The following is a 6,082-nucleotide window of genomic DNA, read 5'->3' on the forward strand; positions in this document are numbered from 1 at the left end:
ACGGTGGCGATCAAGCACCTCGTAGCGCAGGATGCCAGCATTGTTGATCAGAATATTCAATTCGGGATGGGCGGCGATGATGGCCTGCGCAGATTGATCGGTTCCGGACGCATCGGATAGGTCCATCTGCATGGTGGCCATTCCCGGCCGTCCGGCTGCGGCCTGTTCCAGAACGTCCAAACGACGACCCGCTAGGATGATCCTGTTGCCCAGCGCATGCAGCCGATCCGCCAGCGCCAGCCCTATCCCCGAGCCGCCTCCGGTGATCAGGATCGTATTGCCATTCGGTTTCACGGGATTTCTCCTTGGTCAGGGATGATCCTGATGTATGGCCTCTGACAGGCGGCACAAGAGGCCACCCGAGATGGGTGCCGGATCGGAGGGAGGACAAACCGAGCGAGCTGTCCGAAAAGCCATGGGGGTTTGCGGCACGACAAGCCTCATGTGAAAGTGCGGGCGTGGCTCTCGGGCGGCGCTGGATCAAAGGGTCCTAATGGGAGACGCCAGCCGGATGAGGCAACCCCTGACAGGGGGTGACCTTGTCTCGTGGCGTCCGTTCACGGCCAGCCGTGCTCTGCTGTTGTGGCAATTCAGGCTGCTTTGGCTTCTGCGCCGTGCGGAACTGGAATGCAAGGACCCGCCGGGGCTGATGGGACGGGTCCACCGCGTCAGGCAAGTATTGCCGGTGGGCCCGACCCTTCATTCGCGGGCTTGGCGATGGGCCTGTTTCCACTCATAGTGGATCCATGTTTTGCCGGAGGAGGAACAGGTGCAAGATTTTCGACCCATGACCCGATCGGCTTTGTCTGCCCTGAGCTTGGGCCTTGCCATGATGCTGACCCCTGCCACCTCATCGGCGCAAGCGTTGGTGCACGAACAAACGCTGCCTCTCTGGCCCGCGCGGCCTGCCTCGTCCCCGGTGGATCTGGAGCCTCGGATCGTCGAACGGTCGGAAAGCCTGTTTCGCGCGGACCGTGCCCTCATGGGAATTGCCGAATCATCGCTGACGGTGTTTTTGCCGGACCGGCCGAACGGCACGTCGATGATCGTGGCGCCGGGCGGGTCATATCGTCGCGTCGTGCTGGACAAGGAGGGCGTCGAGATCGCGGCCGCACTGGCCGAGCAGGGCATCACCAGCTTTCTTCTGGCTTATCGGCTGCCGGGCGAAGGGCACGAGGGTGCATCCGACGTACCTCTGGCGGATGGCCAGCGGGCAGTGAGGATCGTGCGCGAACATGCGGGCGAATGGGGGCTGGACCCCCATCGGATCGGGTTCCTCGGATTCTCGGCGGCCGGACATCTGGGCGCGTCACTGGTCGCCAGACATGACCGCCAGGTTTATGATCCTGTCGATGCGGCCGATGAAGCTTCGGCCAGGCCCGATTTCGCGGCACTTGTCTATCCAGTGGTGACAATGATGGACGGCCCGGTTCACGAAGGCTCCCGCGAGGCGCTGCTGGGCGAGACTCCGTCCGAGGAGGCCAAGGCTGCCTATTCCCCCGAGCGTCACGTGACTGCCAATGCCCCCGAGACGTTCATCGTTCTGGCAGATGACGATGACGCAGTCCCTTCAGAGAATGCCATCCGCATGTATCAGTCCCTGCATGAGGCGGGCGTCAAGGCCGAACTGCACATCTTTCGCGATGGGGGCCACGGCTTCGGGATTCGCGGCGCGAAGGGACTGCCGGTTCAGGAGTGGCCTGTGCTGCTGACGAACTGGATGGACCGGATCGGCATGACCGGCGCCAGGAACCAACCCTGAGGCCGCTGCCTGCCTTGACGGTACGGGCAGGTCAGCCAAGTGTCAGGCAGGGGAGGAATACATTGTACTTCGAGGTGCCCTTCTTGACGTCAAAAATTAGGGGAGGCAAATCCTCTGGTGGGCGGATTTGAGATTGCTGCCAGTGGTTTGATGATCGGCAAGGCGTCTGCAAGGCAGGTTCTCGCTGGCTATGACTGAGACCTGACGCCACTATAGCCAGGCATGCTCAATCTGACGGGCGTCACGGTGCGACGAGAGGCCGGTATCCACTGGTGAAGTCGTGCAGGGTTCGATGGCAAGTCCACGTTCAGGGGATATGGCTGACGATCCGGCCAACCAGATCACGCATGCCATTCTTTCATTGGGCTGCCCCACCAAGAACGACGTCATCAGCCCTCTGCCGCAGACTCGCAGCCCATGTGCATGAGGCTGGTTGCAAAATATCAGGCACAGCCGCCAAAGGCGCAACGGTCTGCTAGGCTTCCAACCCGGAGATCGACCTGAGCATCTTGCTCCATGTGCTGCGGCGGGACATGCACATGGAAGACAGCATTCCCGCGGATGTGGCCAATGTTGCAGAAGACAAACTGCCTGCGGCTGCAAGTCTCAGCCTTCGGTCTGGGCCTCACGCTTTCGGACACCCTGCCGCCACAGGACTCAACTATCCTGCACGCCAAGAGAGACCGATGCGGTTTGCCAAGGGGCCACCATGACTCTGACTTGGGCCGATCAGGATCCGACCTTTTGCCAGCGGCTGTGAGGCTGAGCTTCGGCTATCTTTTGTGGCGGAGCATGCTATCCAAGCGCGACTGCTACAGGACAGTATTGTGCATCGCAGCAGTACCGCGCCCTGAAACCGCTGCTGATCCTGCTCCTTTTGCGGCAAGGGCCCAACTTGGTAAGTTTCATGGAGGATGGCCCGTGGCGGGGCGGGTCATGAGGCGATCAAGATAGGAACAGCAAGCCCGGGGCAGAGTGGTCTATCTGTTGTGCATCCAAATGCCATTCCTGCAGACGTCGAGGTCTGGCCAAAGCGGATCCTGACGGCACAATCTCGCCGACCTCTCAGGCGAAGGTGAGATAACCAACTTTCGAACTAGGTGAAGGGTTCCGGAAAAAGTACAGAACCAATCAGATTCATATCTTGTTAACATTTTGTACATACATATGTGCAGAAGATATACCGAAATTTGCAAAGGCAGGAATGAAATGGCGATCGTTTCCCAAGCAAATCCTGCGCTCGATCTGTACAAGGGCGGGCAGCAGTACGGCGCGGACAGCTGGCTGATATCAGATTGGGCAGCTGGACAATCCGGCGTGATGCAGTGGTCGCCTGACAACGTCCGGGTGGCTGCGGACGGCGACATCGAGCTGGTGCTGGGACGTGCTTCGCACGGTTCGGGACGCCCTTTTCAGGGGGGCGAGATCCAGTCTGCGGAAGTGGCCACCACAGGCACATGGAGCTGGACGGCGCAGGCGCCCGAGATGGTTCCGGGCGCCGTTTTCGGCATGTTCACCTACAGCGCGGACTGGAAGAGCCAGCCCTGGGTCGAGTTTGATTTCGAATTTGTCGGAGGCGATACCACAAAGGTCCAGCTGAACATCCACATGATCGACAAGTCAGGCCAGCATGTCACGCTGGATCACGGCGGTCGCAAAAGCAACATCGTCGACCTTGGCTTTGATGCATCAAAGGCTGCACATACCTATGAAGTCACGGTGACCGACAAGAAGGCAACCTTCTATGTTGATGGCAAGGTTGTCGGCGAATTCTCCGGTGCCGACATGCCCGGCGGGGTTTGGAACATCGGCCCGATGAACAGCTATGTCGATCTGTGGGCCGTGGCCCCGGCGCAGCACGAATGGGCAGGCGTATGGACCGATCCCGGCAGGCCGCTGGTCGCAACCATTTCGGCGGGCGAGGTTCGGGGCGGCGAATATGGAAGCAGCTATGTTGGTGGGGCCGTGCCCGAGGTCACCGCGCCTCATGCGCCGGTGGTGGCGGCTCCCGAACCCCCGGTCGAGCCCGCTGCTCCGCCGGCTGGCAGTATCGTGGGCAGTGCCAGGAACGATGTGCTGAACGGGAGCAACGGGAACGACACCATCTATGGCCTTGCCGGCAATGACACGATCGATGGCCGGGGAGGCAGCGACGAGATGCATGGCGGAACGGGTGACGATGTCTATTACGTCGACCGGGCATCCGACCGAACCGTCGAAAGGGCCGGCGGAGGCTATGACACCACCCACACGACCGTCGACTGGACCTTGGCCGACAACGTCGAGGCAATGTTCCTGCGCAGTGCTGCCAGTATCAAAGGGACCGGCAACGCCAGCGACAACTACATTTCCGGGAACAGCGGATCGAATATCATCAAGGGCTTGGCAGGAAACGACGTGCTGGAGGGGAATGGCGGAAACGACACGCTTTATGGGGACAGTGGTGCAGACCGGCTGACAGGCGGGTCCGGAACCGATGTCCTGTTCGGGGGCGACGACCTGTCCTGCGACACCTTTGTCTTCGGATCCACGTCCGAAAGCCGCGTGGGAAGGGGTCATGACGTCGTGCACGACTTCGTTTCGGGAATCGACCGCCTAGACCTGTCTGGGATCGACGCAAACACATGGGCTTCCGGCAACCAAGATTTTGCATATGCGGGAACGAAAGCAGCCGCCCATTCCGTATGGGCGGTCAAGGCGGGCGCGGACCTCTTGGTCCAAGGGGATGTGAACGGCGATGGCCGGGCCGATTTTGAAATCCTCCTGACGGACATCCGCACCCTCACGGGGAGCGACTTCATCTTGTGAAGCTGTCGGGCGCGGCTGGTGATCGACAAGCCGCGCCTTTCATCGGACCCGCACCAAGACAATCGTCGCGGGTCGTCCGACCAGTCAAATCCCGCGAACTGTTGGCCAAAGATCTTTTTCCCACCCGCAAGATGGCCTGCTCCTGCAATCCGACTGCAACCGCCGCCGATGACAGGGAAGGGGGCCAAGATGGGCATTGATGATGTGACCGCCCCCCGACGGCATCTGATGTGCCAAGGTGGGTCTGCAACGATCCACGGAGGGGAGCGGTCATGTCGAAGATTATCACGGTCGGGCTCGACCTGGCGAAGAATGTGTTCCAAGTGCATGGAGCCGACGGCGCAGGGCGGTCCGTCCTGCGCAAGAAGATACGGCGGGCTCAGGTGCTGGAGTTTTTCAGCCAGCTGCCATCATGCGTCGTGGCAATGGAGGCCTGTGGTGGTGCGCATTTTTGGGGTCGCGAGATCGGCAAGCTGGGCCATGACGTGCGGCTGATCCCGCCTGCCTATGTGAAGCCCTTCGTGAAGCGCCAGAAGAATGATGCCGCCGATGCCGAAGCGATCTGTGAGGCAGCACTGCGCCCGACGATGCGCTTTGTTGCGGTGAAGAGCGAAGAGGTCCAAGGCGCGGCAATGCTTTTTCGCGTGCGAGAGCTGCTGATCCGACAGCGGACACAAGCGATCAATGCGTTGCGCGGTCATCTGACCGAGTTCGGGCAGATCGTTCCGCAAGGGGCATCCAACGCATCAAAGCTGGTCGCCCTCGTCGTGGATCCGAAAAGTGGCCTGCCTGCCGATGCCATTCCCACGCTGAAGGCTTTGATCACGGCTCTTGCACATCTGGAGGCGGAGATCAGCAAGCTTGATGCGGAGATTGCCCATCGCGCCAAGGAGAATGACGTCGCCCGCCGTCTGATGACGGTGCCCGGCATCGGGCCGCTGATCGCCACGGCCATCGCTGTCCTGGCTCCGCCACCCGAGACCTTCCGCAAGGCACGCGACTTTGCCGCCTGGCTGGGTCTTGTGCCTCGGCAGCATTCAACCGGCGGCAAGCAACGTCTCGGCGCGACAACAAAGATGGGCGAACGATCCCTGCGACGCCTGCTGATCATTGGCGCCAACAGCGTGGTGATCAAACGTAACGTCCACAAGGAGGCGCAGCCCGGAACATGGCTGGGCGGCCTGCTGTTGCGCAAGCCACCAATGCTGGTGCGGGTGGCGTTGGCCAACAAGATGGCGCGGATCGTATGGGCCCTGATGGCTCGAGGTGGCATCTACCAGTCTCCGGTCGCAGCGGCGTAAGCCGCCGCAGATCGCGAGGACGTCGCAGCACAAGAGGGCAAGGAGCAGTTTGGCGCAACGGTCGTGAGACGGGATCAGAGGAACCAGCCTGCAACAAAGTGCCACCGAGCACGCGGCGTTGATTTGGGACCTGATCCGCGAACACCATACGGGCCCTGCGGCATGTGGAACGCCGCATCATGAGGCCGGACACATGTCAGCACCCGATGAT

4 protein-coding genes are annotated in these 6,082 nt (G+C 61.1%); 3 read left to right on the forward strand and 1 reads right to left on the reverse strand.

Going from position 1 to position 6,082, the window contains the following annotated elements; genetic code table 11:
- Positions 1–294: SDR family NAD(P)-dependent oxidoreductase (locus ACLHHB_RS10650; RefSeq protein WP_410218263.1), on the reverse strand; the 294-nt coding region annotated here is incomplete at its 3' end.
- Between the two features lie 493 nt (positions 295–787).
- On the opposite strand from ACLHHB_RS10650, the gene ACLHHB_RS10655 reads away from it, so the two are divergent.
- The 3 genes from ACLHHB_RS10655 (at position 788) to ACLHHB_RS10665 (ending at position 5,871) form a co-directional block, all read left to right on the forward strand.
- Positions 788–1,762, forward strand: coding sequence for an alpha/beta hydrolase (locus tag ACLHHB_RS10655; protein ID WP_410218264.1), 975 nt, complete (start codon positions 788–790; stop codon positions 1,760–1,762).
- 1,209 nt (positions 1,763–2,971) lie between these two features.
- Positions 2,972–4,570, forward strand: coding sequence for a family 16 glycosylhydrolase (locus ACLHHB_RS10660; protein WP_410218265.1), 1,599 nt, complete (start codon positions 2,972–2,974; stop codon positions 4,568–4,570).
- Positions 4,571–4,842: 272 nt separating this feature from the next.
- On the forward strand, positions 4,843–5,871 hold the full coding sequence (locus ACLHHB_RS10665; protein WP_410218266.1) for an IS110 family transposase: 1,029 nt from the start codon (positions 4,843–4,845) through the stop codon (positions 5,869–5,871).
- Positions 5,872–6,082: the final 211 nt, after the last annotated feature.

The organism is Paracoccus sp. (in: a-proteobacteria) (assembly GCF_046462195.1).
Taxonomy (GTDB): domain Bacteria; phylum Pseudomonadota; class Alphaproteobacteria; order Rhodobacterales; family Rhodobacteraceae; genus Paracoccus.